Source organism: Myxococcus sp. CA051A (genome assembly GCF_013336705.1).
In the GTDB taxonomy this organism is placed as follows: Bacteria; Myxococcota; Myxococcia; order Myxococcales; family Myxococcaceae; genus Myxococcus; species Myxococcus llanfairpwllgwyngyllgogerychwyrndrobwllllantysiliogogogochensis.
This window is the reverse complement of the sequence record NZ_JABUMS010000013.1, coordinates 39,225-63,050: the sequence shown is the minus strand read 5'-3', so window position 1 is coordinate 63,050 and position 23,826 is coordinate 39,225. Positions and strand designations below refer to the sequence as shown.

Sequence of the window (23,826 nt, the reverse complement as noted above, 5' to 3'; positions counted from 1 at the left end):
GAGGACTTCCGTGAGCATCTCCACTCCCGACAGCATGGGGCGCGGGCCAACACGCCTGGAGCGACTCAAGGGCCTCCAGGCGGACGGCGCGCTGCTCTTCATCACCCTCATCTGGGGCGTCACCTTCGTGGTGGTGAAGGACGCCCTGAGCTTCGCGGACCCTTTCACCTTCCTCGCGCTTCGCTTCGGGGTGGGCGCGCTGGTGCTGAGCGCGTTGGCGGGGCGACAGGTGTTCTCCCCGACGAACCTGCGCCATGGCTCGGTGCTGGCCACCTTCCTGTTCCTGGGCTTCGCGCTCCAGACGTGGGGGCTGACGCTCACCACGCCGTCGCGTTCGGCGTTCATCACCGGGATGGCGGTGCTGTTCGTCCCGCTGTTGTCGCTGTTGGTGTTCCGGCGGATGCCGAAGCCCGCGGCGCTGATGGGCGTGGCGTTGTCGGCGGTGGGGCTCTACCTGCTCACGCGGCCCGCGCCGGGCGAGGGGGGCGGCTGGCTGAGCGTGGGAGAGCTGCTGTCGTTGGGTTGTGCGGTGGCGTACGCGGGGCACATCACCCTCACGGAGCGCTACGCGTCGAAGGAGGGCGTGCTGGGGATGGTGGCGGTCCAGTTGTGGGGCGTGGCGCTGTTATCGGCGGCGTGCCTGCCCTTCGTGACGCGCAAGGTGGAGTGGAATCCGTCGCTGGTGACGGCGGTGCTGGTGTGCGGGCTGTTGCCGAGCGCGCTGGCCATCAGCATCCAGACGTGGGCACAGGCGCGGACGTCGGCGGTGCGCGCGGCGGTCATCTACGCGTTGGAGCCGGTGTTCGCGTCGATGTACTCGGTGGTGCTGGGCTACGAGGTGCTGGGCGCGCCGGAGGCGATGGGCGGTGGGCTCATCCTGACGGGGGTGCTGGTGGCGGAGCTGGGGTCGCCGGCCTGGACGTGGTGGAAGTCAAGGCGACGGGGAGTGCAGGGGACGGGCTGACACCGGGGGCTGCTCCCCGGGCGGACAGGCGGAGGTCGCGAGAGAAGCGGCCCACGGGTGAGTGGACGCGCTATATCCGGGACCCTTCTCATGAGCGTGGAGCTGCGTCGAAACGGGTTGCACCTGACGGGCACCCTCCTGTCCCTGGATGCGAAGCGCAAGTCGCCGCTGAGCTTCGTGAGCCACGGGCATTCGGACCACATCGCCAGGCATGAGCGCACCATCGCCACGGCGGCGACGCTGCGCTTCATGGAGCATCGGCTGGGGCCGGTGAGTGCGCCGCTGGCCGCGCCGTATCGCCGTCCGTTCGAGTTGGGACCGTTGGTGCTGGAGCTGTTGCCGGCGGGGCACATCCTGGGCAGCGCGCAGCTTCGAGTCATCCGCGCGGATGGGCGGCGTGTCGTCTACACGGGGGATTTGAACGTGGTGCCGTCGCTGACGACGGAGGCGACGGAGGTGGCGGAGTGCGACACGCTCGTCATCGAGTCGACCTTCGGTCATCCGCGCTACCGCTTCCCGCCGCGCGACGAGGTGTGGGGGCAGGTGGAGGCGTGGATTCGGCGGCAGCTCGAGCGGGACGCGGTGCCGGTGGTGCTGGGCTATCCGCTGGGCAAGAGCCAGGAGGCGATGAAGTTTCTGGCGGGCAAGGGATTCTCGCTGGTGGCGCACTCGTCGATTTTCGAGGTGGCGCAGCTCTACGCGGAGCTGGGCGTGCCGATTGAAAACTTGCGGTGCTTCCACGGGAAGGTGGAGCCGGGCGAGGTGCTGTTCTTCCCGCCGCATCAGGCGCGGGGCGGAGCGCTGGCGCATCTGTGGCCACGAGGCACGGCGGTGCTGACGGGATGGGCGATGGACCCGGGCGCGGCGCGGCGGTACGGCGCGGACGTGGCGTTTCCGGTGTCGGACCACGCGGACTTCCCATCGCTGATGGCCTACGTGAAGGCGACAGGGGCGAGCGAGGTGATTACGTGTCACGGCTTCGCGGAGGAGCTGGCGCAGGCGCTGCGGGACGCGGGGGTGGATGCCCGGCCGCTGGGAGGCAAGCCGCAGCAACTGTCGCTGCTGTGAGGCGGCGAGGGCGTGGACTGGAGTAGAACGGGGCCATGCCTTCCCGTTCTCCGCGGCTCGTGGGCCGTGCGGTCCGCGTCCTGGTGTGCACCGAGAAGAAGACCTTCGTGACTCGGGAGTTGCCCGAGGTGCGGGTGACTTTCGAGGGAATCGAAGGGGACCGGCACGCGGGGCACACGAGGCCGGCGGACGTGCGCACGCCGTGGTACCCGAAGGGGACACCCATCCGGAACACGCGGCAGCTCTCACTGGTGTCGACGGAGGAGCTGGCGTTGGTGGCGGAGACGCTCGGAGTGCCGAAGGTGCTCGCGTCGTGGCTGGGTGCGAACCTGGAGCTGACGGGGGTGCCAAGGCTGACGCACGTGCCGCCAGGGACGCGGCTGTTCTTTCCCGACGACGCGGTGCTCGCGGTGGAAGGGGAGAACGAGCCGTGCATCGGACCGGGGAAGGTCATCGAGGAGCACCATCCGGACCGGGTGAAGCTGGCGAGTCGCTTCGTGAAGGCCGCGTGGGAGCGCCGGGGCCTGGTGGCCTGGGTGGACCGGCCCGGTGTCATCCGCGCGGGAGATGACGTCCGCGTGATGTTGCCGAAGCCGGTGTCGTACGTGCTGCCCTGATTGGGGCTGTGTGACGAACTCCCGCGCGCGGCTCACGTGACGTAGGCCGCATCCTCTGTCCGTGACGCATGCACGCGCTGAAGGAAGCGCCGCATGAGGAACGCGATTTCATCCAGGTGCGTCTCCAGCGCCCAGTGTCCCGCGTCGAGCAGGTGCAACTCCGCATCTGGCAAGTCTCGCAAGTACGCCCGCGCCGCCTCCTCGGGCATGTACCCGTCGTGCGGCCCCCACACAATCAATGTCGGCGGCTGGAACTCACGCAGGTACGCCTGGAACCTCGGCATCCACGCCAGCGTCGTGCGCTGATCCGCGAGCAGTTGGACCCAGTGTTCCTTCCGCCGTTCCCGCTGCACCAGCAGCCAGGACAGCGTCCACAGGTCCGGGCTCACGCGGTCGACCAGATGCTCCGGAATCTCTCCAATGAACTCGCCTCGGAAGCCCTCCTCGCTCACCGCCGCAGCGAGCTTCTCTCGCCCCTTCGCCGTCGGATTCTCCCAGTACTCCCGAAGCGGTTGGTACTTCGGCCCGAACGCGTCCTCGTAGATGTCACCGTTCTGGATGACGAGCGCCGCCACGCGCTCCGGCGCCTTCAACGCGAGCCGGAACCCGAACTGCGAGCCGTAGTCATGCAGGTACAGCGCGTAGCGCGTGAGCCCCAGCGTCTCCACGAACCGCTCCAGGTACCGCGCGTACCCATCGAACGAGTAGTCGAACCGACTCGCGTCCGGAGTCTCGCTGTACCCGAAGCCCGGATGGTCCGGCGCAATCAACCGCCACGAGTCCCCCAGGGCGGGCAACAGGTTCCGGAACTGGAACGACGAGCACGGATAGCCATGCGGCAGCAGCACCACGGGGGCGTCCTCGGGGCCGGCCTCGCGATAGAAGATGTCGATGCCGTCCACCTTCACCGTCCTGTGATGGACCCCTGGCATGAGCACACCTCCTCGTACGAGCCCTCGCGTCGTGTACGCGGAAGTCGGGACGCGAGGGCCTGTTGTCCTCAGCCAAGCTGCGCATCCACGAGCCGCCGGGAGAGCACCCGTCGCGCCTCATCGCAGGGACGCCTCCAGACCATCCGGGCTGGCGCGAGGCCGCTGTCTTCCAGGCTCACCTCAAGGCCCCCGCGTGCCTTCGCGGAACGGCCTCCGAGCGTGGCTGCTCAGTCCATGAACCAGAACATGTATTTCGGTGTGCTGGCGAACGCGAGCACCGTCGTGGCGAGGCTGAGCAGCACGCCGATGGCGAACGCACGCGTCATCCGCTTCTTCTCATGGAAGAGCCGATAACCGATGCGAGGCACCGCCACTGCCGCGATGGGGTAGAGGAGAAGAACGCCCACTTCGAACGGCAGGCAGCGGGCATCGCGGAATGGATAGAGCCCGACCGGGTCGAAATCCCAGACCCGTGCTTCGCCGAGATAGGCCCGGTAGATGCCCAGCGCATAGTAGGGATAGTTCCGCCACCCGATGACGAAGGCGCTGAGTAGCAGGCTCATCTGAAGCATCGCGGGCCCCGGATGTGTCTGCCTCCGCCTCCAGCCGATGAATGCGAAGGGCAGCGCGAGGACCGGAATCACGAGCCCGGCGACAATCAGCGCCGTGCGGACCGGATACAGCGGGTCCTGCTCATGCGGGGCATTGTAGGGACCGTCGATGTAGATGCGCTCGAACGGCACCATCGACGCCGCATACGGCACCGCGGCGAACAGGGCGCCCGTGAGCAGCACCTGCGCCATGAGGGCCCACGAAGCACTCCGCTCCAGCGGTGCCGCCGTCACTCGCGTGTGGTCGACCATGCCCTAGCGTGGGCTCACGCCCGCTTCGACGTCAACGCGCGCCCCCGTGCGTCGGCGCCTGGACTCCAGAAACACCTCGGGGCCGCCGAGTCCCGAAGAGGACTCCAGCGGCCCCGAGGGCCCCACCGTTCAACTCGCCGTCACTCCGCGTCGGGCGACTGAACGATGAGCTTCTCCTTGCCACACACGTCACAGCGCAGGTGGATGAACAAATCCCCGTCGCTCTCCTCGGGCACCGAGCCCTCGGGAACGCCGAGCTCCGCCTTCGCCAGCGCCGCCACCTTCGTCGGGATGTCCTCGGCCTTCAGCGACTGGACGTAGGTCATCTCGCGCTCGTGGCACTCACGCGTCTCTGGCCCATGCAACCACGCCGGCTCCATCCCCTCCGGCAGCCGGCTGACCAGCTCCAGGTTGGACACCGACTCGGCCAGGTACGCCAGCCGGCGCAGCCGCGCCTCCTCGGGCAGCGCCGAGAAGACCTGGAAGCCCTCGAACAGCGTGTCGCGGTTGTCGCCCGTGGCCAGATGCGCCAGCTCCAGCGCCGCCTCGCTCGACTCCAGCGCCTCGTCCCAGTTGTTGTCCGGGTTGAAGCCGGCCTCCAACAGCGACGTGTACAACTGCGTCGCCGCCAGCCGCCGCCGAGCCTCCTGCAGGTGCTCCACCACCTCGTGCGTCAGCCGCAGCTCCAACAGCGCGCCCGTCGTCCGAGGGTCGATGGACCCCGTCAGGTCATCCACGTCCACTTCCTCGCGCAGCGCCGCCTTCAACACCTGCGCCGCGGAGAAGCGGAACAGCGGCAACACGCCCACTTCGCGCAGGTACATGGCCGACACGGCCGCGTCCTTGGCACCCATCCGCAGCGCCTTCTGCGCCTTCTCCACCACGCCCGGGTCCGCCGACGGCTTCTTGTTCTCCAGCCGCGTCTTCACCGCCTCGCGGTAGAGCGTCTCCAGCGAGCTGCCCGGAGGCATCCGCTGCGGCACCAGCGGCCGCAACCCCGGCACATCCAGCACCCACAACGGCGGCATCGCCAGGCGCTTCAGGCCCCGGAAGAAGAGCGAGCCGGGCGGGTCCTGCGGCTTGAACGGCGGCAGCTCCTCCGCCGGCTCTCCCATCATGAGCGCCGCGGCCTGCACGCCCAGCGCCTTCTCCCGCTGTTCGCGGGTGAACGCGGTGATGCCCTGGGCCGGAGGCGGAGGCGGCGGAGGCGCTTCCTCTCCGTCCAGACCGACCACCCGGTCCATGTCCACATCGTCCATCTCCACGTCGTCCAGACCCTTGGCGCCCGTGAAGTCACAGCGGAGCAGCTTCAGCTTCTCGAAGGTCGCCCCTTCGAGGTTGGCCCCCCGGAAGTCACAGTCCTGGAGCCGTCCGCCGTGGAAATAGGCGTTCGACAGGTCCGTGTCCCGGAAGTTGATTTTCGACAGATCGCACCGCTCCCACTCGGAGCCGACGAGCCCGAGGCCCGACAAGTCCGCGTTGGCGGAGAAAAGTTGCGTGAAGGTGGCGCCAGTGTGCTCGGTCGGGACCTGACCGCCCTTGCGCAGTCGGTTCCACTCGGCCGACCCGTTCTGGAGGAGCTTCTCGATACTGGGGGCTTTCGGCATGGACCGGGGATTATTCGTATGGTCTGGTCCGCGCGCCAGCACAAATGATCGAGTACCGAATCGAGACCGACACCGCCGGGATGCGCCTGGACAAGCTCCTGCGCAAACGGCTCCCCACTGTCCCCGTGAGCCACCTGTTCAAGATGATTCGCACCAAGAAGGTGCGGGTGAACGGGAAACGTGCCCAGCCCGAGCAGTTGCTCGCGGACGGAGACGTGCTCACCATCCGTGGAGACGAGCAGACGCTCAGGGGAGAGGACCGTCCGAAAGTGGACCGTCCACCCCCGCCGGTGGACCCCAGCCGGCTGGTCATTCTGAGAGAGGACGACTGGTTGATGGCCGTGGACAAGCCCAGCGGGATGGCCGTCCATACCGGAAGCGGCATCACCGGCGGCACGCTGGTGGACTACGTGCGCGCCTATCTGGGACCCAAGGCCGTCCGAAACGACTTCACGGCGTCACCCGCCCACCGCCTGGACCGGGAGACCTCCGGCGTCATCCTGGTCGCCAAACGGCGCCCGGCGATGGTGCACTTCACGGAGGTCTTCACCCATGGCCTCTCCAAGAAGCGCTACATCACCCTGGTGAAGGGGAAGATGCCCAAGGAGTCCGGGGTCATCGACCTGCCCCTGTCGGAGCACCAGCAGACGGCCGAGTCCAAGGCCCGTCGCGGGGTGAACATGCAGGAGGCCCTCACCCGATGGAAGGTCGTCAAGCAGTCGGGCGAGGTGGCGCTCCTGTCCTGCTCCATCGAGACCGGGCGCACCCATCAGATAAGAAGGCACCTGGCCTCCATTGGCCACCCCGTGGTCGGGGACAAGAAATACGGTGACTTCGCCTTCAATCGCGACGTGCAGGCGCGCTGGGGGCTCAAGCGGTTGTTCCTGCACGCCGAGCGCATCGAATTTCCCCACCCTGAAGGCGGGGCGAAGGTGGCCGTGGAAGCCCCCATCCCCCCCGAGCTCCGAGACGTGCTCAAGCGGGCCGCATTGCTGCCCTGAGGCCGTGACGCCCGCGAGGTTCCGATACACGTATGTCCGACTCCAAGACGACTGACCGAAGCCGCTCGAAGCTGGTGCTCAAGGGGGTTCCCCCCGGGCGCTGGTGGAAGGTGCTGCTGAAGCTGGGTGGGTGGCTGGCCCTCACGGGCGCCACGGCGGGCGCGGTGGGCCTGGTGGCCATCTACTACGTGTACTCGGACGGACTGCCGGCCATCCCCAAGGTGGACGAGTACTGGCCGCCCATCGTCACCGAGGTCTACACGGACGACGCGGTGCTCGCGGGCGAGTTCTACAACGAGCGGCGCAAGGTCGTCCCCTACGAGCGGATTCCGAAGCGGCTGGTGCAGGCGTTCATCGCCAGCGAGGACTCCAGCTTCTTCGACCACTTCGGCGTGGACATCCTGGGCACCTCGCGCGCGGCCTTCAAGACGATTGGCTCGAAGCTGGGCCTGCGCTCCGGCGGCATCCAGGGTGGCTCCACCCTGACGCAGCAGACGGCGAAGGCGGTGCTCATCTCCGCGGAGGGCTACAAGTCCGCCACGGCGAAGACGCTCACCCGCAAGATTCGCGAGGCCATCCTCGCCCTGCGGCTGGAGCAGTCGCTCACCAAGGAGGAGATTCTCTACCTCTACCTGAACAACGTCTTCCTCGGGCACCACAGCTACGGCGTGCAGAGCGCGGCGGAGAACTACTACCGCAAGGACGTGCGCGATTTGACGCTCGGGGAGATGACGCTCATCGCGGGTCTTCCCCAGGCGCCCAGCCGCTACTCACCCTTCCTGCGTCCGGACGCCGCTCGCAAGCGCCGCGCCTACGTGCTGCGCCGCATGCTGGTGGAGGGGATGATTTCGCAGGCCGAGCACGACACGGCCAACGCGGAAGTGGTGAACGTGTTCCCCGTGGAGGACGTCTTCCACGAGTTCGCCCCGTACTTCGTGGAGCAGGTGCGCAAGGACGTGGTGGAACGGTACGGCAACCCCGTGCTGCTCAAGGATGGCCTCAAGATTTTCACCACCATGGACAGCGAGCGCCAGCGCGCCGCGCAGGACGCGGTGATGGATGGCCTGCTCTCGGTGGACAAGCGTCAGGGCTGGCGCGGGCCGGTGCAGCAGCTCACGCCGGAGGCGCTCAAGGCCTTCATCGAGCGCGCGAAGAGGTACATGGGCAAGGAGGACCTCACCGAGGGCCGGCTCTACGTGGCCGCCGTCACGCAGCTTGACTCGGACGGCAGGGGCGCGGACATCCAGGTGGGCCCGCATGCGGGGCGGCTGCCGCTGCTCGGCATGCGCTGGGCGCGCAAGGTGAACCCGGAGGGCTACTACCCGGCGATGATGATTTCGTCGGTGAAGAAGGCCATCGCCGTGGGCGACCTCGTCGTCGTGCGTCACGTGACGAAGAAGGACCTCACGGACGACAAGGAGCAGTGGGACAAGAAGCTGGCCGAGGACATCCCCGAGGAGGGCGTGAAGCTCTTCCGGCTGGAGCAGACGCCCGAGGCCCAGAGCGCGCTCGTCTCCGTGGACCCCCACCGCCAGTACCTCACGGCCATGGTGGGTGGGTACGACTTCGACGACAACGAGTTCAACCGCGCCTTCCAGGCGTGCCGTCAGCCGGGCAGCTCGTTCAAGCCCTTCGTGTACTCGGCGGCGCTGGAGCAGCTGAACTGGACGGAGGCCTCCGTCATCGTCGACTCGCCGATTGTGGAACACGACCCGGACAACAAGGTGTCCTGGAAGCCGGCGAACTACAGCGAGGAGTTCGTGGGCGATGTGCTCTTGCGCACCGCGCTCGTCAACTCGATGAACATCCCCGCGGTGAAGACGTTCGGCGCGGTGGGCGTGAAGAACATGGCGGCGTGGAGCACGAAGCTGGGCATCACCACGCCCATGAACATGGACTTCTCCGCGGCGCTCGGCTCCTCGTGCGTGTACCCGGTGGACCTGGCCAACGCCTACGCGACGTTCAACCGCTACGGCCGCAAGAAGCCCACGTACTTCGTGCGCAAGGTGGAGGACCGCTTTGGCCGCACGCTGGAGGACCACACCGCGTTCGACGACGCGTGGGCTCCGCTGCAGGACCGCGTGGCCGCCGGCTACGCGCGCCTCTTCGAGCCTGGTGAGCAGGTGATGAGCGCGGAGGTCGGCTTCATCCTCACGCACCTGCTTCGCGGCGTGGTGCTCCAGGGAACGGGTGGCCCGGCCACGCGCCTGGGCAAGCCCGCCGCCGGCAAGACGGGGACGACGAACGACTCCTTCGACGCGTGGTTCGCGGCGTACACGCGGGACCTCGTGACGGTGGCGTGGGTGGGCTACGACTTGAACCCGCATCCGCTCGGCCGCTACGAGACGGGTGGCCGCGCGGCGCTGCCCATCTGGCTCAACTACATGAAGCGCGCGCTGGAGGGCCGGCCGCAGTCGGAGTTCTACCCGTGGCAGTCGATGGACCTGGTGCGGCTCCACATCGACAAGAAGACGGGCAAGATTGCGAGCCCCGGCGCGAAGGGCTCCGAGCTGATGTTCTTCAAGAAGGGCACCGAGCCGAAGGACGCCGTGCCCGACAAGAACACTGTCGACGTGGACCAGTTCATGATGGGCGCGCAGTAGCGCTCACCGCCGTGGACCTCCGGGCCCCGTGCGCCTCCCTCGGGAGGACGCGGGGCCCGAGTCGTTTCAGGTGCCCATGCGGAAGCGGCGCGCGGGCTCCACGTGGCGCTGGATGGCCGCGCGGAGGGAGGCGACATCGGGCCCCGCTTCCAGCACGGAGCGCGTGGCGGTGGGGATGACCTGCGCCTCGCGACCGGCGAACAGGCTCTTGAGGTCGTCGAAGCCCGCGCCCTGCGCGCCGATTCCAGGCGTCAGCATCAGCGCGCCGCCCAGCCGCTTCACGACGCCCCGGTCCGAAGCGGGCAGGGTGGCGCCCATCACCGCGCCAGCGGGCAGTTCGCCCGGCCCCGCCTTCTCGTTCAGCTCTCGCAGGCCGTCCGCGAGCACCTCCGCCACCGTGCGACCATCGGCCCCCATGGACGTCTGGAGCGACGCGCCCTCCGGGTTGGAGGAGCGCACGACGAGGAACGCACAGGCACCGGACGCCCGCGCCCGCTCAATCGTCTTCACCAGCGCGCCCAGGCCCAGGTACGCGGTGAAGGTGGCGGCGTCCGCCTCGTACGGGCTGCCCGCGCCGAAGACGGTCTCCGCGTAGGCGTCCATGGTGGTGCCGATATCACCGCGCTTCACGTCGAGCAGCGTGAGCGTCCCCGCATCCTTGAAGCGATACATCATCGACTGGAGCACCAGGAGTCCCGAGGGGCCGTGGCGCTCGAAGAACGCGCTCTGCGGCTTCACCACCGCGACGCTGTCACCGGCCGCCTCCACGATGCGCTCGCAGAAGTCGGAGAGGCCCTTCGCGGTGTCGGGCAGCCCCCAGCGCGCGAGCAGGTCCTTCGACGGGTCGACGCCGAGGCAGAATGGGGAGCGCTCGTCGGCGAGGCGGGCGAAGCGCTGGGCGAAGGATTGAGGGGACGTCATCGTTCCAGCTCCTGGCGAAGGGAAGGGTCAGCGCAGCCGACGGGCAGCGGCATCGAAGAGGGGATTGGGCAGCACCTTCGCCAGCCGCGAGGGAAGCGCCAGCTGCCACGGGAAGGACAGCTCCGTCTCGCCGCGCAGGATGGCCGTGCCCATCAGCTCCACGGCCGCGTCCGTCTCCATCAGGAAGGGCATGGGGAAGTGGTTGTCCGCGGTCATCTCGCTCTTCACGAAGCCCGGGTAGATGCAGGTGACGCGCACGCCGGTGCTGCTCAGGTCCACGCGCAGGCTCTCCATGAACGTGGCGAGGAACGCCTTCGAGGCGGAGTACGCGGCGTGGCCCGCCAGCCCCCGGTGGGCCGCGAGGCTGGAGATGCCCACCACGTGTCCGCGGCGGCGCTCCACCATGCGCGGCAGCACGGCCGTCAGCGTGGCGGCGGCGCCCGTGACGTTGGTGTCGATGATGGCGCGCACCTTGTCCCAGTCCAGGCGCTTGCCGTGCGTGACTCCGCCGACGCCGGCGTTGGCCACGACCAGGTCCAGGCCGCCACACTCCGAGTCGAGCTCGCGCAGGCGCTCCAGATGGGCCTCCGTGCGCGTGACATCCAGCTCCAGCGGCTCCACCGTCGCGCCAGCGGCCTGCGCCTCGGCGGCGAGGGCTTGCAGCTGCGGCAGCCGGCGCCCGGCGGCGAAGACGCGCAGGCCCCGCTTGGCCAGCCACAGCGCCAGGCCCCGTCCCAGCCCGCTCGAGGCGCCCGTCACCAGCGCCGTCCGGTAGCTCATCTCCGCCATGGTGTCTCCTCCTGGCTGCGTGGCTGCTTCTCGCACGGTTGGCGGCGGAATTGGGACACAAATCCATGCCGCGCGGCGGCCCCGGCGGTGGGGCGGGGCCTCGTCTGTCCGGTTGGAACCGGGGCGCCGCGTTGTTGACGAGCGTGCACGCACTGGCCCCGCCGGGCGTGCCTCGCCAGGCAGCAGGGCGATGACGCGGGGCCTGTTCGTCCGCACCTTGTCTACACGAGGAGAGACTCGGACATGACGCCCTCGAACTACGTGCTCGCGGTAGACGACGACCCCGACATCCTGCTGGCCTTCAAGGACGTGCTGGAGCTGGAGGGGCATCGCGTGCTGCTGGCGCGAGGAGGGCGCGAAGCCCTGGAGTTGCTGCGCCATGGCGCGCGCCCCTCCGTGATTCTGTTGGACTTGATGATGCCGGACGTCAACGGCTGGGAGTTCCGCGACAGGCAGCTCGCCGACGCCTCGCTGGCCCCCATCCCGGTCGTCGTCATCTCAGGGCAGGGCGTGAGCGCGCGCGAGGTGGCTGCGCTCGGCGTGGACGACTACCTGCGCAAGCCCGTGGACGTGGAGCAACTGCTCGGCGCCATCTCGCGCTACGTGCTCGCCGAGCAGGAGCACCCCCAGCCCGTGTGAGCCGGAGGCCCGCGCCGTCGCACTGGACGACGCGGGCCTGGCTCATGCTCTCAGTGCATGCCGGAGGGCGCGCTCTCCAGCTTCGCGACGACCTGGTCCACGGAGAAGCTCGACGGACGCTGACGCGGCGGGAACTCTCGGAAGCTCGAGAGGAACCGGGCCACGGCCTGCTGCGCGGGCACGAAGTAGAAGGCGTGGTCGATGAGCCAGGACTGGTAGCCGACGGCGTCCTGCGAGCGCTCCAGCGGGTCGGCGCGCAGGTCGAAGGCGAGCGGCGCGCGGCGGATGGTGAAGGGCTCACCCCAGGCCTCGATGCCCTTGGCGTTCTGCTCCGCGAAGACGAGCTTCATGCGCCCGTGGCGCACGGCGACCAGCTCTCCGTCGTCACCGAAGTAGAAGAACTCCGTGCGCGCGGAGGGCCCCTTGCCGGACAGCAGCTCCCGCTGGTCATAGCCATCCAGGTGGACCTTGAAGCTCTTGTCGTTGGCCTCATGGCCGCTCTTGAGCTTGTCCACGATGTCCGGGTCGCCCGCGGCCGCGAGGAACGTGGGCAGCCAGTCCTCGGAAGAGAACAGCTCGTTGATTTGCGTGCCGGGCTCAATCACGCCGGGCCAGCGCACGACACACGGCGCGCGGAAGGCGCCCTCCCAGTTGGTGTCCTTCTCGCCGCGGAAGGGCGTCATGCCGCCGTCGGGCCACATGCACGTCATCGCGCCGTTGTCCGTGGTGTAGACGACGATGGTGTCCTCCGACAGGCCCACTGAGTCGAGCTTGTCGAGGAGCTGCCCGACCATGCCGTCATGCTCCACCATGCCGTCCGGGTAGAGGCCGAGCCCCGTCTTGCCGCGCGACTCCGGCTTCAGGTGCGTGTGGACGTGCATGCGCGTGGTGTTGAACCACATGAAGAAGGGCTGGTCGGACTTCTTCGCGTCGTCCAGGTAGTCCATGGCGGCGGAGAGGAACTCCTCGTCCACCGTCTCCATCCGCTTCTTGGTGAGCGGGCCCGTGTCCTCCACCTTCTGGCCGCCCTTGCCATCCGACTTGCACCGCAGCACACCGCGCGGACCGAAGCGCTTCCTGAAGGCCGGGTCCTTGGGGTAGTCGGGGTTCTCTGGCTCCTCTTCCGCGTTGAGGTGGTAGAGGTTGCCGAAGAACTGGTCGAAGCCGTGGACGGTGGGCAGGAACTCGTCGCGGTCTCCCAGGTGGTTCTTGCCGAACTGCGCGGTCCGGTAGCCCTGGGCTTTGAGCAGGTCCGCGATGGTCGGGTCCTCGGCCTGCAGGCCGACCTTGGCGCCCGGCATGCCGACCTTGGTGAGCCCCGTGCGGAACGGACACTGGCCGGTGATGAACGCCGCGCGCCCCGCCGTGCAGCTCTGCTGCGCGTAGTAGTCGGTGAGGAGAGCGCCTTGCTTCGCCAGCCGGTCGATGTTCGGCGTGCGGTACCCCATCACCCCGAGGTTGTAGGCACTGACGTTCCAGTAGCCGATATCGTCACCGAAGATGACGAGGATGTTGGGTTGCTTCTTCGTTTCCTTCTTCTTCTGGGTCGCCATCGAATCTCCCGGACGTGAATGTGGAATAGGAGTGAGCGTGGCGGCCCCGGGGAACAAGACGGGGCGGACGGGGGGCCAGGCCGACGGTGCGACGGCCCGGCCCGACTTCGTGGCCCGTGGACACCGGACTGCGTTCGGAGGGCGATGGCACGGGCGCGGGCCCGGGGTCACCTTGCGACGTTCCGCGAGTCCCGGGTGGATGGATGCCAGGAGTCAGGCCGTGGGGGTTGTTGCTGCTTCTCCTGATGTCGCCCCTGGCCCGGGCACAGGACGCGCACTACTGGACGCGACAGTTCGGCAACCGGGCGTGGCTGCTCGGCGGCGCGTTCATCGCGAACCCGGGTGACATCAGCGCCGTCTATTACAACCCGGGTGCGCTCGCGCTCCTGCGCACGCCGGAGCTGGAGTTGACGGGAACCGTCTTCGAGTCCACGCGCCTCTCCGTCCAGAACGGCCTGGGCAACGGTGAGGGCCTCACCGAGTCGAGGGTCGACGTGCTGCCCTCCCTCATCGCGGGTTCGCTGCGCTGGGGCTTCCTGGGCAGGTCGCGGCTCGCCTATTCGCTGCTGACGCGGCAGGGGTTCATCGCGTCGCTGGAGTCTCGCGAGCAGGGCACGGGTACGGACCTGGGTGGGGTGCCAGGCATGGACCAGCTCGCGGCGGACGTGCGGTTGGACCAGGACGTGGGGGAGTACTGGGCGGGGCTCACGTGGTCCTTTCCCCTGGGACGACACGTGGGCGTGGGCGTCAGCCCCTTCGTGGCGGTGAGGGACCAGGAGACGAACATCCAGGTGCTGGCGCAGGGCTCGGGCCCCGGAGGCAGCGCGCTGCTGTCCACGCTCGGCCGCGACTTCCACCTGCGCCACGTGCGGCTGCTCGCGAAGGTGGGGGTGAGCTACCAGCGGGAGTCCATGTCCGCGGGCCTCACCGTGACGACGCCGAGCGTGGCGCTGTGGGGGGAGGGCGAATCGAGCTTCGAGCGCGCGGTGCTGGAGCGGGGCTTCGGGCTGTCGTCGACGCCCGCGTCCGCCTTCGACTTCCAGGAGGGGCTCGCCGCGAGGTTCCAGTCGAGCTGGGCGGTGGCGCTCGGCGTGAGTGGGACGCTGGGGGGCACGTCCGTGTACCTGGCGGCGGAAGGCTTCGCCCGGGTGAAGCCCTTCACGCTGGTCGATGCCGCGTCGTTCTCTCCCCGGGACTCCCAGGAGGTCATCGACCCGGACGTCGACTTCGCGCTCGCGCCGCTGGTCAACGTGGCGCTGGGCGTGGAGCAGCGGCTGGGGTCCCGGCTGCGCGCCTACGTGAGCGCGCACACGGACTTCAGTGGCGTGACAGCGACATCTCGCATGAACGCGCTGCTGGCGGGTTGGGACCTCTACCATGTCGCCACCGGACTGCACTTCACGGTGGGCCGCGCCCGCTTCACGGTGGGCGGCAACGTGGCCTGGGGCCAGGAGGTCACCGAGCGCCTTGCCGACGCTCTTCAGCGAGCGGGCCTCCAGCCCCTGTCCCCGAGCCAGAAGGTTCGCTTCCTCCAGCTCAGCGTCATCATCGGCGCGAGCTTCGCGCTGGCGCAGCAGGACGAGAGTCCCGACGAGGACGCCGATGACGAGGCCCCGTCGATGCGGTGACGCGGCTTCGCATGGAGCGCGACACGGCGTTGCCCCGGAGGGCTGCTTTCCGCGTGCCTGACGGGTCCCCACCTCCAGGTGCGGGCGGTTCGGGTTCGTCGAAGGGAGACGGGCTTCCGTCGGAAGGGCAGGTCGCCAGGAGGGCGGCGCGCATGAGCGAGGCACCAGAGTCCGGGGCGCTGCTCGACGAGGACGCGACCGTGGCCTTGCTGCTCGACCTCGCGCGGGCGCTGCACCTGTCCTACGTGCCTTCCTTCGGCGTGGAGAATCGCGTGAAGAAGGCGGCGAGGGCCTGGGGGCTGGAGGTGGAGGTCTTCACCCTCCAGACGCTCGCGCTGACGGAGGTGCGCTCGGGCGCGAGTCGCCGCGTCGACTTCCAACGGCTGCCCTTCAATCCTCATTGGAACCTGACGCGTGCCGCCTCGCTGCTCCTGCTGTCGGAGTCCATCGCACGGGGGAAGCGCACGGTGGCCGAGGCCCGCGCCGAGCTGGACCGCATCATGGCGCCCCATCAGCTGCACCCCGAGTGGCTCGTCTACCTCGCGTATGGCGTGTATGGCGCGGCGGTCGCCGCCCGTGTCGGCGGCGGCTGGTGGGAGCTGGTGGCGGCGCTCGTAGTGGGGGTGCTCGCGGGTGGCATTCACTTCGGCACGCTCAAGTCCGAGCGACTGGACCTGCAGAAGAGCTTCCTCGCCGCGTTTCTAGGGACACTGCTTGCGTTCGGTCTGACCTTCGTGCTGCCGACGTTCGATGCGGCGCGCGCCCTCTTCGGGGGCGTGACGCTGCTCGTGCCGGCGATGGTGGTGACGCTGGGCTCGGCGGAGCTGGTGGGCGAGTCGGTGGAGGCGGGGATTTCACGGCTCACCTATGGACTGCTGCGCTTCCTCATGCTGGCCGTGGGCATTGGCGCCGCGGGAACGCTCTGGAGATTGTTCGGGCCGCTTCCGGTGCAGATGCATGCGAACGCGCTCCCTGATGCCGTGGTGCTGGTCATCATCGCCGTGGGGGGCCTGGCGCTGACGCTCTGCATGTCCGCGAGGCGGCGCGATACGCCGTGGATTGTCGGCGCGGTGCTGCTGGCCTGGGGCGTTCAGGAACTCACCAAGGGCGTGTTCGGCGACAAGGGCAGCCCGCTCATCTCCGCCTTCGTGCTGGGCGTGGCGGGCCAGCTCTACAGTCGACTGCCGGAGCGACTCCCGTCGACCATCATCATGCCCGGTCTGCTCCAGCTCGCGCCGGGCTTCGTCGGCACGCGGGCCATCCTGGCACTGCTCGGTGTGCCGGGGCAGGGTGACGACGCCCGCGTGTTCCAGATGCTCCTCGTGGCGCTGCAACTGGTGATGGGCCTGATGTTCGCCTTCATGCTCGGGCTGTCGCATGACGCCCGGACGCGCACGGAAGACGCCAGGCGCGCGAAGCCGGCGGAGTCGTCCCGGCACGTGTGACGGCTTCACGTGCTCCCTCAGTCAGAGGGCGTCGGGAGCCGCTCCTCGTACCAGCGCCGTGCATCCTTGAGCTGCACATGGGTGTCATCGGGCTTCACTTCGATGGCCCCCGAGAGGATTCCCACCTTCGCGTAGATGAGCGCGTGCGTGGTTCCCCGTGCCGTATCCAGGCGGCCCTCCAGTTCGAGCCCGTCCGCCTTCGCGTGCAGCGCGCGTACCTGTAATCCCGCGTCGCTCATCCGCGCCTGCCCGGTGACCCTCAAGTCCCGTGCCTCCAGCAAGGGCGACAGGAACCCCGGGAGCTTCTTTTCGGCCGTGAGCAGCGCGACGAACGGGTCCGCGTTGGAGAAGTGCGCGGAGAAGTGTGCCTCCAGCTCGACGGGCTCCAGGGTCAACCGCGCGTGGGGCAGGTCGAAGCGCCCACTCCATCCGCGAATCGTGATGTGCGGTACGTCCGCTGAAACGTGGTTCAGGTGAATCGCCGAGCCATCCAGGCCCAGGCTCTTGCCGTGCAGGCGCAGACGCCGCGCGTCGATTTCGGCGGAGGCCTTGCCGAGCATGAGGATCCCCGCCCACCGTCCTTCTACGAGGTTCGAAGAGAGGTTCAGCCGCAATCGCTGTGAGTCCTCGTGTCCGCTCGTGCTGTCCGACGCCTCCAGCGTGGCGTGACCCGACTCCACGTGGAAGGTCTTCCCCATCCATGCGTTGAGCATCCGCAGGTCCACGGGCCGACTGCGCATCACGTGCAGTTCGTGCTTCACCTGGGGTTTCGCGTCGGGGGCATCCGTCTTCGCCCGCAGCGTGAGCGAGACCTCCGGTATCTCGAGCACGCGTCCCGCCTTGCCCTCCACGTGGACAGGGGCGAAGCGCATCTTCAGCACGCTGTGAGCCCCGGTGCCTCCGTCCTCCGTCACCTCGCCGTGAACACTCCAGGGGGCACGCGCGCGCACGGGGCCCACCCGCAGCTCCAGCGGAGCACCGCTCGCATCCACGCGACTGCCCGCGGCCAGGTGTCCTCCCTGGATGCGCACCTCCGCGTCGAGCTGTCCGGCGCCCTCACGCAGCAGGTCAGGATGCTCCCGGGACACCAGCGCCCCGAGCCAGGCGAGGTCGAGGATCTCCAAGCGCACGCCCAGCCGTCCGTCGAACTTCGCCACCCGGCGCGGCTCCTCCGGAGCGGCTCGGATGGCATCGAGGTCCAGCATGCCCGACACCTCCCGCACACGCGCCACGGTCCGCCCCTCCTGCTCCAGCGTGCCGTCCTCCAAGTGGAGCGTGTCGAGTGTCACGGTGAGTCGTTGGCCCGTGACCAGCCGCACCGAGCCCTTCGCCTGACCCGGGCCCACGTAGCGCACCGGCTTCAACGTCAGCTCGCGCAGGTCCTCCAGCTCGATGTCCCGCAGCTCGATTTCCCACGGATGCGAGTGCCGGCGTCTCGTGGGCGTGGTCTCCATCGCGGGCATGGGCTCCGCGTGCACGCTCACACCTCGGGCACGCACCCCTTGCGCGTGGACCCGCCGGGACAGGAGCGCGAAGAGGGACGCGTGGGCTTCCACGGTCTCCGCGTCGATGCGCCACTCCGCGCGAGCATCCCGCTGCCACACGGAGAAGCCTCGGAGGTGCACGGGCCCGGGCCACAACCACCAACCTCCGCGCCACTCCACCCGCGTCCTCGGCGTGGCCCTGGCGAGCTGCGCGGGCACCAGCCCGACATTGAGCACCAGGTTCAACAGCCCTTCGAGGGCCAGCACCACCACGAGCCCCCAGCCCAGGAGGAGGCGCCACCGGCCTCGCCGCGCGCGAAACCAGGGCGGGGCGCGCGACGCCCGGGGCGCTTCGACGGACATGAAGCCCTCCCGGGCACGGCGGGTCCGTCAGGAGGTAGCCACGCGCGCGCTTCCAGGCATCGCACCCGGGGGCAGCGTCACGTCGACATCCGACTACGACAGCGCGCTCCAGTACGGCTTCATCACCTGACGGCTCGCGGCCAGCGCGTCCTTCGCGTCCGTGTGGACGTCTCCCGTGGGGAAGCTGTCGGTGCGTCCGGCGAGCACCTCGATGCAGGCATGCACGGACTGCGACAGGCCCTCCAGCGAGTAGCCCCCTTCGAGCAGCAGCACCAGCTTGCCGTCACAGACGCGCTCGGCGAGCGCGCGCATCGCGGAGCACATGGCGGCGAAGCCCCGCTCCGTGACGTCCATGCCGCCAATCGGGTCGTGTTGATGCGGGTCGAAGCCCGCCGACACCAGCACCAGCTGGGGACGGTAGGCCTCGGCCACCGGCAGGAGCAGCTCCTCGAAGAGCATCCCGTAGTCCGCGTCCGAGTTGCCGCCCGGCAGGCCCACGTTCACGGTGTAGCCCTCACCCGCGCCCCGGCCCACCTCGGGCGTGGCGCCGGTGCCCGGGTAGTAGGGGAACTGGTGCACCGACTGGTACATCACGTCGCGGCGCCCCCAGAAGGCCGCCTGCGTGCCGTTGCCGTGGTGGACGTCCCAGTCGAGCACGAGGACGCGCTCGGCGCCCAGCCGTCGCCCCGCCTCCGCCGCGATGGCCGCGTTGTTCAGCAGGCAGAAGCCCATGGCGCGGTCCGGCTCCGCGTGGTGTCCGGGAGGACGCACCAGCGCGAAGGCGTTGCGCGCCTGTCCCGCCATGACGGCCTCCACGGCCTGCACCGAGGCGCCCGCCGCAAGCCGTGCCGCATCCACGCTGTCCGGAGAGACGTGGGTGTCCGCGTCAATCTGGGCCTGGTGTCCGCTGAGCTTGCGCAGGCGCGTGAGCAGCTCCGGGGTGTGGACCGCCATCAGCTCCGCGTCCGTCGCGGAGCGGGGGGCCGCCATCACCGTGCCCCGCACCGGCGCGCGCGCGAGCACCCCGAGGATGCGCTGCAAGCGCGCGGGGGATTCCGGGTGTCCCTCTCCCGGGTCGTGCTGGAGGAAGAGGGGGTCGGTCAGCAGCAGGGTGGGCTTCATCGGGTATGACCTTACGCATCCAGACGGGGGGAAGTCAGGCTCCCGCCGGGCGGAGGGGCGGACGAGGGCTCCACCCCGGTTCTTGCCCTGTCGGTGTTTCCATTCCTACAGTGCCTCGCCTTGGCTCCGCGCTTCAAGAAACCCGGCCTGCGCAGCATCCTGCTCGGCTCCTTCGCCGTGGTGCTCGCTATCATCCTCGGGACGCTCTTCTTCGTCGTCCCCGCCCGGGTGGAGGACTTCCTGGAGACGCGCCTGACGAAGCACGGCGACGACAAGGCCCTCCAGGCCGCGCGAGATCTGGCCAACACCTCCGTCTCCGTGCTCCCTCCGCTGCTGGAGGCCCTGCACGGAGGAGACGACGACTTCGCGCTCATCGCCGTTCTCGGCGCCGACGGCCGGATGCAGGCCGTCCATCCCCCTGGCGCGGAGGCGTGGCTGCTGAAGAACCTGAGGCAGCGGCTGGAGGGCAGTCCCGGCGCGCCCCTGGATGGCGCCCTGTTCGACAATGGCAACCGGGCGATTGTGCGCCCGGTGGTGCTGCGCGAGGGCCCAGGTCAGGTGCTGGTGGCGGTGAACTTCTCGTCGCTGGACGAGGTCGTCACCTCGCTGCGCCAGGTGGTGCTGCTGGCGTTCGGCATCGGCCTGGCGCTCTTCCTCGTCGTGGCCTTCTTCATCTCCCGCGCGTTCATCCTCGTGCCGCTGGACGCGATGATGACCATGGCGCGGAGGCTCGCGGAGGCGGACCTCACCGGCCGCGTGGACATCAGCTCGCGCGACGAGCTGGGCCTGCTGGCGGAGGCGCTCAACCGCATCGCCCAGAGCTGGCGCGACACGCTGGGTCGGGTGCGCGGCGTGTCGGACGTGGTGGCCGGGGTCATCGAGCAGATCCACCGCACCGGCACCACCGTGTCCTCTGGCGCGAGCACCGTCCAGGCCCGCGTGGAGGAGACGTCCTCCTCCATGGTGGAGATGATGGCCTCGCTGCGCGGAATCGCGGAGAACGTGGAGGTCCTCTACCAGAGCGCGGAGGAGAGCAGCTCCTCCATCATGGAGATGGCCGCCACCAATGACGAGGTGGCGGAGAACGTCACGGCGATGGCCGCGAGCGTTGAGGAGACCACCAGCGCGATTGAGGAGATGACGTTCTCCATCAAGGAGGTCGCCAAGAACATCCAGGAGCTGTCGTCCTCCACGGAGGAGACGTCCTCGGCCATCAGCCAGATGGACGCGGCCATCGGTCAGGTGGAGGCGAACGCGAAGGAGACGGCGCGCCTGTCCGAGCAGGTCTTCGACGACGCGCAGACGGGCGTGGAGGCGCTGCGCAAGACGCTCACCGGCATCGACCGCATCAAGGACACCAGCCGGGCGACGGCGGACGTCATCGACAGCCTGGGCCGGCGCATCTCCGAGATTGGCAACATCCTCAACGTCATCGACGACGTGGCCGAGCAGACCAACCTGTTGGCCCTCAACGCCGCCATCATCGCCGCGCAGGCGGGAGACCACGGCAAGGGCTTCGCGGTGGTGGCCGAGGAAATCAAGGACCTGGCCGAGCGCACCGGCGCGTCCACCAAGGAAATCGCCGAGCTCATCCGCAGCATCCAGGAGGAGAGCCGCAACGCCGTGGTGGTGATGAACCAGGGCGCGCGCAACGTGGACGAGGGCGTGCAACTGGGCCGCGAGGCCGAAGGGGCGCTGCGCAAAATCAACGACAGCACCCAGAAGTCCACGCAGATGGTGAAGGCCATTGCTCGCGCCACCGTGGAGCAGGCGCGCGGCAGCAAGCAGGTGACGGCCTCCATCCACCGCATCAGCGAGACGGTGCAGCAGATTTCCAAGGCCTCCAACGAGCAGGCCAAGGGCGGCGAGCAGATCATGAAGAGCGCGGAGAAGATGAAGGCGCTCACCGCCCACGTGCAGCGCAGCAGCCAGGAGCAGGCGCACGGCAGCAAGCAGATCACCCGCTCCATCGAGAGCATCAACGAGATGGTGACGCACCTGAACCGCGCCCAGAAGGAGCAGACCAAGGGCAGCGAGCAGGTGCTCAAGGCCGTGGAGACCATCAAGGGCGTGTCCGAGCACCAGACACGCTCCGTCAAGCAACTGGAGGAGGCCATCGACAACCTCCAGCGGCAGGCGGAGATCCTCCGGGGCGAGGTGCGTCGCTTCCGCGTGTAGGAGTCGTGCGCTGCGCCCGCGAATGGCTTAGGACTGGGTCGGCATGCCGACAGAGCGACAGGTTTCCGAGCGCTGGGTGGTCTTCCTGATTGGCGCGGTCCAGTTCGTCAACATCCTGGACTTCGTGATGGTGATGCCGCTGGGCCCGGACTTCGCGAAGGGGCTGGGCATCGCCTCCTCTCACATCGGCACCATCGGCGGCGCGTACACCGCGGCGGCCAGCGTGGCGGGGCTCGCGGGCGGCTACTTCCTGGACAGGTTCGACCGGCGCAAGGCGCTGGCGGTGTCCATGCTGGGCCTGGTCCTCGCCACGGCGGCCGGAGGGCTGGCCACGGGCATGTCCACGCTGCTCATGGCGCGCGTCGTCGCGGGCATCTTCGGTGGGCCCGCCACGTCGCTGTCCCTGTCCATCATCGCGGACCTGATTCCCGTGGAGCGGCGGGGCAGGGCGCTGGGCGCGGTGATGGGGGCCTTCTCCATCGCCTCGGTGGCGGGGGTGCCCATGGCGCTGAAGCTGGCCGAGCACGGAGGCTGGCGTCTGCCCTTCTTCGTGGTGGCGGGACTGGGCCTGCTGGTGGCGCTGGGCGCCATCTTCTTCCTGCCACCGGTGCGAGGACACCTGGTGAACGGTCGCGGGCCGGTGCAGACGGTGGGCGTGCTGGAGCTGCTCGGTCGCCGCGAGGTGCAGCTGTCCTACCTCATGACGGCGGTGGTGATGATGGCGGGCTTCGTCCTCATCCCCAACATCTCCGCCTACCTCCAGCAGAACCTGGGCTACCCGCGCGACATGCTGTGGCTGCCGTACTTCGTCGGCGGCATCGTGAGCTTCATCACCCTGCGACTGGCGGGGCCGCTGGTGGACAGGCTCGGGGCCTTCAAGGTCGGCACGGCCGGCTCGCTGCTGGTGCTGGTCGCCACCTACGTGGGCTTCGTGCGCTACCCCCAGTGGCTGCCGATTCCGCTGCTCTTCGTGCTCTTCATGACGGCGATGGGCGTGCGCAACGTGTCCTACAACACGCTCACCTCGCGCGTGCCGGACAACCCGGTGCGCGCGCGCTTCATGTCGTTGCAGTCCGCCGTCCAGCACATGGCCGCGGCCCTGGGCGCCTTTCTCAGCGCGCAGCTCCTGACGGACCTGCCGGACGGCACGCTGGGCGGAATGGGGCTCGTGGCCGGGGTGTCCATGGGCATGTCGCTCTTGCTGCCGCCGGTGTTGTGGGTGGTGGAGCGTCAGGTCCGCTCGAAGGAGCAGGCCCGGGCGCTGGCGGTGCCTGCCGAGCAGGGCCTGGCCGTCCCCTTGTCGCCCCAGTCACACCCACACCAGTAGTGTGTGGGCCCGGTGGTGGGCCCGGTTGCCCCCCGCCCACGGTGACGGGCGGACGTCCGGAAGCGTCGAGCGGTTGCGCCAGGGGGCCCGGGGCGCGATAAACCGGGCTGCTTCGGGGAGCCCGTCAGGACATGTTCAACATCGGCGCAGGCGAAATGGTGCTCATCGCGGTGGCCGCGCTGCTCATCCTCGGGCCGCAGCGGCTGCCCGAGCTGGCGCGTGCCATCGGCAAGTTCATGCGGGAGTTCCGTCGCCAGACGGACGAGGTCCGCAACGTGGTGGAGCGTGAGTTCTACACCATGGACCACGAGCTGAACCGCGACCCCACCCCGCCCATCCGCCCCGGGACGGCCTTCGCGCACTCGCCCGCCCCCCAGGCGCTGCCGCCGGACACGCACCTCGCGCCGCCCGCCGACTCTGTCTCCGAGTCCACGGAGCCCACGCCGGAAGCGCGGCATCCGCGCGCGCCGCTGGGCCTGGATGGCGTGGACCTCCCCGAGCCCGCCCCCGCCCCCTCGTCCGTGTCCGAGCATGGGGCGCCCACGGCCGTCTCCGAGCCCGTCGCGCCCACCGAGACGCCTTCCTCCACCCCTTCTTCCGACGCCGCCGAGAGCGTGGGCGCGGATGGCCTGCCCCGCCTCGCGCCACTGCCTGGAACCGTGGCGCGCAACGCGCCGAAACGGAGCTGACCCCTGAGTTCCCAGACTGCCGCTGACTCCGAC

Annotated in this window: 19 protein-coding genes; 11 read left to right on the top strand and 8 right to left on the bottom strand. The window is 69.1% G+C overall.

From position 1 onward, the window contains the following. Positions 1 to 10: 10 nt before the first annotated feature. The 3 genes from HUA74_RS31715 to HUA74_RS31705 all read left to right on the top strand — a co-directional run bounded on the left by HUA74_RS31715 (position 11) and on the right by HUA74_RS31705 (position 2,649). Complete coding sequence (locus HUA74_RS31715; RefSeq protein WP_371817333.1) at positions 11 to 964, top strand: DMT family transporter; 954 nt, start codon at positions 11 to 13, stop codon at positions 962 to 964. 90 nt (positions 965 to 1,054) lie between these two features. Beyond that, on the top strand, positions 1,055 to 2,032 hold the full coding sequence (locus HUA74_RS31710) for an MBL fold metallo-hydrolase (RefSeq protein ID WP_174457542.1): 978 nt from the start codon (positions 1,055 to 1,057) through the stop codon (positions 2,030 to 2,032). 35 nt (positions 2,033 to 2,067) lie between these two features. Next, on the top strand, positions 2,068 to 2,649 hold the full coding sequence (locus HUA74_RS31705) for an MOSC domain-containing protein (protein WP_174457541.1): 582 nt from the start codon (positions 2,068 to 2,070) through the stop codon (positions 2,647 to 2,649). Between the two features lie 32 nt (positions 2,650 to 2,681). On the opposite strand, the gene HUA74_RS31700 is transcribed toward HUA74_RS31705, so the two are convergent. The 3 genes from HUA74_RS31700 to HUA74_RS31690 form a co-directional block, all read right to left on the bottom strand. Then, positions 2,682 to 3,581 carry an alpha/beta fold hydrolase gene (locus HUA74_RS31700; RefSeq protein WP_174457540.1) on the bottom strand — a complete coding sequence of 300 codons (900 nt, stop codon included), beginning with the start codon at positions 3,579 to 3,581 and terminating at the stop codon, positions 2,682 to 2,684. 227 nt (positions 3,582 to 3,808) lie between these two features. Further along, a complete protein-coding gene (locus HUA74_RS31695; protein ID WP_174457539.1) occupies positions 3,809 to 4,444 on the bottom strand; it encodes a hypothetical protein in 636 nt (211 codons plus the stop codon). A gap of 140 nt (positions 4,445 to 4,584) precedes the next feature. Beyond that, positions 4,585 to 6,051, bottom strand: a complete 1,467-nt coding sequence (locus HUA74_RS31690; RefSeq protein WP_174457538.1) for a pentapeptide repeat-containing protein — start codon at positions 6,049 to 6,051, stop codon at positions 4,585 to 4,587. Between the two features lie 44 nt (positions 6,052 to 6,095). On the opposite strand from HUA74_RS31690, the gene HUA74_RS31685 reads away from it, so the two are divergent. Continuing rightward, on the top strand, positions 6,096 to 7,052 hold the full coding sequence (locus HUA74_RS31685) for an RluA family pseudouridine synthase (protein ID WP_141644288.1): 957 nt from the start codon (positions 6,096 to 6,098) through the stop codon (positions 7,050 to 7,052). Between the two features lie 32 nt (positions 7,053 to 7,084). Next, a complete protein-coding gene (locus HUA74_RS31680; protein WP_141644287.1) occupies positions 7,085 to 9,655 on the top strand; it encodes a penicillin-binding protein 1A in 2,571 nt (856 codons plus the stop codon). A gap of 66 nt (positions 9,656 to 9,721) precedes the next feature. Here HUA74_RS31680 and pyrF read toward each other — a convergent pair whose 3' ends face one another. Both pyrF and HUA74_RS31670 read right to left on the bottom strand, forming a co-directional pair. Continuing rightward, on the bottom strand, positions 9,722 to 10,576 hold the full coding sequence (gene pyrF, locus HUA74_RS31675) for an orotidine-5'-phosphate decarboxylase (protein WP_174457537.1): 855 nt from the start codon (positions 10,574 to 10,576) through the stop codon (positions 9,722 to 9,724). A gap of 27 nt (positions 10,577 to 10,603) precedes the next feature. Continuing rightward, the gene (locus HUA74_RS31670) at positions 10,604 to 11,365 is read right to left on the bottom strand and encodes an SDR family NAD(P)-dependent oxidoreductase (protein WP_141644285.1); all 762 of its coding nucleotides are present in this window, start codon (positions 11,363 to 11,365) and stop codon (positions 10,604 to 10,606) included. A gap of 243 nt (positions 11,366 to 11,608) precedes the next feature. On the opposite strand from HUA74_RS31670, the gene HUA74_RS31665 reads away from it, so the two are divergent. Further along, complete coding sequence (locus HUA74_RS31665) at positions 11,609 to 12,004, top strand: response regulator (protein WP_174457536.1); 396 nt, start codon at positions 11,609 to 11,611, stop codon at positions 12,002 to 12,004. A 50-nt stretch (positions 12,005 to 12,054) separates the two neighbouring features. Here HUA74_RS31665 and HUA74_RS31660 read toward each other — a convergent pair whose 3' ends face one another. Beyond that, positions 12,055 to 13,557, bottom strand: coding sequence for an arylsulfatase (locus HUA74_RS31660; protein ID WP_141644283.1), 1,503 nt, complete (start codon positions 13,555 to 13,557; stop codon positions 12,055 to 12,057). A 227-nt stretch (positions 13,558 to 13,784) separates the two neighbouring features. Here HUA74_RS31660 and HUA74_RS31655 point away from each other — a divergent pair, with 227 nt between their 5' ends. Further along, on the top strand, positions 13,785 to 15,185 hold the full coding sequence (locus HUA74_RS31655; RefSeq protein WP_141644282.1) for a hypothetical protein: 1,401 nt from the start codon (positions 13,785 to 13,787) through the stop codon (positions 15,183 to 15,185). 152 nt (positions 15,186 to 15,337) lie between these two features. Then, positions 15,338 to 16,630, top strand: a complete 1,293-nt coding sequence (locus tag HUA74_RS31650; protein WP_174457535.1) for a threonine/serine exporter ThrE family protein — start codon at positions 15,338 to 15,340, stop codon at positions 16,628 to 16,630. A 17-nt stretch (positions 16,631 to 16,647) separates the two neighbouring features. Here HUA74_RS31650 and HUA74_RS31645 read toward each other — a convergent pair whose 3' ends face one another. Both HUA74_RS31645 and HUA74_RS31640 read right to left on the bottom strand, forming a co-directional pair. After that, complete coding sequence (locus HUA74_RS31645) at positions 16,648 to 18,477, bottom strand: hypothetical protein (protein WP_174457534.1); 1,830 nt, start codon at positions 18,475 to 18,477, stop codon at positions 16,648 to 16,650. Between the two features lie 93 nt (positions 18,478 to 18,570). Then, positions 18,571 to 19,599, bottom strand: coding sequence for a histone deacetylase (locus HUA74_RS31640; protein ID WP_174457533.1), 1,029 nt, complete (start codon positions 19,597 to 19,599; stop codon positions 18,571 to 18,573). A 120-nt stretch (positions 19,600 to 19,719) separates the two neighbouring features. Here HUA74_RS31640 and HUA74_RS31635 point away from each other — a divergent pair, with 120 nt between their 5' ends. From HUA74_RS31635 to HUA74_RS31625, 3 genes are all read left to right on the top strand, one after another. After that, the gene (locus HUA74_RS31635) at positions 19,720 to 21,777 is read left to right on the top strand and encodes a HAMP domain-containing methyl-accepting chemotaxis protein (protein WP_141644278.1); all 2,058 of its coding nucleotides are present in this window, start codon (positions 19,720 to 19,722) and stop codon (positions 21,775 to 21,777) included. Positions 21,778 to 21,820: 43 nt separating this feature from the next. Next, on the top strand, positions 21,821 to 23,104 hold the full coding sequence (locus HUA74_RS31630) for an MFS transporter (RefSeq protein WP_174457532.1): 1,284 nt from the start codon (positions 21,821 to 21,823) through the stop codon (positions 23,102 to 23,104). Between the two features lie 131 nt (positions 23,105 to 23,235). After that, entirely contained in the window at positions 23,236 to 23,793 is a 558-nt protein-coding gene (locus tag HUA74_RS31625; RefSeq protein ID WP_174457531.1) for a twin-arginine translocase TatA/TatE family subunit, read from the top strand. Positions 23,794 to 23,826 lie beyond the last annotated feature (33 nt).

Excerpts from the sequence above, each read along its gene's own strand:
- HUA74_RS31710 (WP_174457542.1), top strand. The coding sequence starts at position 1,055 with ATGAGCGTGGAGCTGCGTCGAAACGGGTTGCACCTGACGGGCACCCTC.
- HUA74_RS31705 (WP_174457541.1), top strand. The coding sequence starts at position 2,068 with ATGCCTTCCCGTTCTCCGCGGCTCGTGGGCCGTGCGGTCCGCGTCCTG.
- HUA74_RS31700 (WP_174457540.1), bottom strand. The coding sequence starts at position 3,581 with ATGCCAGGGGTCCATCACAGGACGGTGAAGGTGGACGGCATCGACATC.
- HUA74_RS31695 (WP_174457539.1), bottom strand. The coding sequence starts at position 4,444 with ATGGTCGACCACACGCGAGTGACGGCGGCACCGCTGGAGCGGAGTGCT.
- HUA74_RS31690 (WP_174457538.1), bottom strand. The coding sequence starts at position 6,051 with ATGCCGAAAGCCCCCAGTATCGAGAAGCTCCTCCAGAACGGGTCGGCC.
- HUA74_RS31685 (WP_141644288.1), top strand. The coding sequence starts at position 6,096 with ATGATCGAGTACCGAATCGAGACCGACACCGCCGGGATGCGCCTGGAC.
- HUA74_RS31680 (WP_141644287.1), top strand. The coding sequence starts at position 7,085 with ATGTCCGACTCCAAGACGACTGACCGAAGCCGCTCGAAGCTGGTGCTC.
- pyrF (WP_174457537.1), bottom strand. The coding sequence starts at position 10,576 with ATGACGTCCCCTCAATCCTTCGCCCAGCGCTTCGCCCGCCTCGCCGAC.
- HUA74_RS31670 (WP_141644285.1), bottom strand. The coding sequence starts at position 11,365 with ATGGCGGAGATGAGCTACCGGACGGCGCTGGTGACGGGCGCCTCGAGC.
- HUA74_RS31665 (WP_174457536.1), top strand. The coding sequence starts at position 11,609 with ATGACGCCCTCGAACTACGTGCTCGCGGTAGACGACGACCCCGACATC.
- HUA74_RS31660 (WP_141644283.1), bottom strand. The coding sequence starts at position 13,557 with ATGGCGACCCAGAAGAAGAAGGAAACGAAGAAGCAACCCAACATCCTC.
- HUA74_RS31650 (WP_174457535.1), top strand. The coding sequence starts at position 15,338 with ATGAGCGAGGCACCAGAGTCCGGGGCGCTGCTCGACGAGGACGCGACC.
- HUA74_RS31645 (WP_174457534.1), bottom strand. The coding sequence starts at position 18,477 with ATGTCCGTCGAAGCGCCCCGGGCGTCGCGCGCCCCGCCCTGGTTTCGC.
- HUA74_RS31640 (WP_174457533.1), bottom strand. The coding sequence starts at position 19,599 with ATGAAGCCCACCCTGCTGCTGACCGACCCCCTCTTCCTCCAGCACGAC.
- HUA74_RS31630 (WP_174457532.1), top strand. The coding sequence starts at position 21,821 with ATGCCGACAGAGCGACAGGTTTCCGAGCGCTGGGTGGTCTTCCTGATT.
- HUA74_RS31625 (WP_174457531.1), top strand. The coding sequence starts at position 23,236 with ATGTTCAACATCGGCGCAGGCGAAATGGTGCTCATCGCGGTGGCCGCG.